Here is a 1,202-nt window from a genome sequence, read left to right on the forward strand (position 1 = left end):
CTCTCAGTGCCAAGGCATCCGCCCTGCGCCCTTCTTCGCTTGACCTTTGTATGTCCATTTCCTAAGAAATGGCTGCCTCCTGTTCTTCCTAGCGTAGAGAACATTCGGCGTATGAGTTAAAACTCATGTTTTGTCTTTCGACTTGCTATTGGGAGAATTGATTTAGTCTCAATTCTTTCTTATCATAGAAATCTGATGTCGCTTTTCTTTTAAAGAAAAACTTCTCTGTGTGTAGTTTTCAAGGTACATATAAATGATGTCTATTCTCGACACCAAGTGGAGAATACGAGATTCGAACTCGTGACCTCCTGCTTGCAAGGCAGGCGCTCTCCCAACTGAGCTAATCCCCCAAGGGAATCCGGCAGCCACCTGCTCTCCCATGCCGTCTCCAGCATAGTACCATCGGCCGCTCAGGTCTTAACCATCGTGTTCGGGATGGGAACGGGTGTGTCCCCTGAGCGCATCGCCACCGGAAATACTGTATCAAGTTTTCACTTGATAACTGAATAACAAAACAACTCTCTACTTGTCTTCCTTAGAAAGGAGGTGATCCAGCCGCACCTTCCGATACGGCTACCTTGTTACGACTTCACCCCAGTTACCGGCTCCACCTTCGACAGCTCCCTCCAAAAGGTTGGGTCACTGGCTTCGGGCATTTCCGACTCCCATGGTGTGACGGGCGGTGTGTACAAGACCCGGGAACGTATTCACCGCGACATTCTGATTCGCGATTACTAGCGATTCCAGCTTCGTGTAGTCGGGTTGCAGACTACAGTCCGAACTGGGACGGCCTTTTTGTGGTTTGCTCCCCCTCGCGGGTTTGCCTCACTTTGTGACCGCCATTGTAGCACGTGTGTCGCCCAGATCATAAGGGGCATGATGATTTGACGTCGTCCCCACCTTCCTCCAGGTTATCCCTGGCAGTCTCTCCAGAGTGCCCAGCCTTACCTGCTGGCTACTGAAGATAGGGGTTGCGCTCGTTGCGGGACTTAACCCAACATCTCACGACACGAGCTGACGACAACCATGCACCACCTGTCTCTTCTGTCCCGAAGGAAGACTCCCATTACGGAGTGGTCAGAAGGATGTCAAGACCTGGTAAGGTTCTTCGCGTTGCTTCGAATTAAACCACATGCTCCACCGCTTGTGCGGGTCCCCGTCAATTCCTTTGAGTTTCATTCTTGCGAACGTACTCCCCAGGT

1 tRNA gene and 2 rRNA genes are annotated in these 1,202 nt (G+C 51.2%); all 3 read right to left on the bottom strand.

Going from position 1 to position 1,202, the window contains the following annotated elements:
* Nucleotides 1-277: 277 nt before the first annotated feature.
* Nucleotides 278-350, bottom strand: a tRNA-Ala gene (locus FYJ25_RS14335).
* Nucleotides 351-356: 6 nt separating this feature from the next.
* Nucleotides 357-474: ribosomal RNA gene (gene rrf / locus FYJ25_RS14340) — 5S ribosomal RNA — on the bottom strand.
* 65 nt (nucleotides 475-539) lie between these two features.
* A 16S ribosomal RNA gene (locus tag FYJ25_RS14345) occupies nucleotides 540-1,202 on the bottom strand; the annotation flags it as partial.

The sequence above is a fragment of the Anaerobutyricum soehngenii genome, assembly GCF_009697165.1.
Taxonomy (GTDB): domain Bacteria; phylum Bacillota; class Clostridia; order Lachnospirales; family Lachnospiraceae; genus Anaerobutyricum; species Anaerobutyricum soehngenii.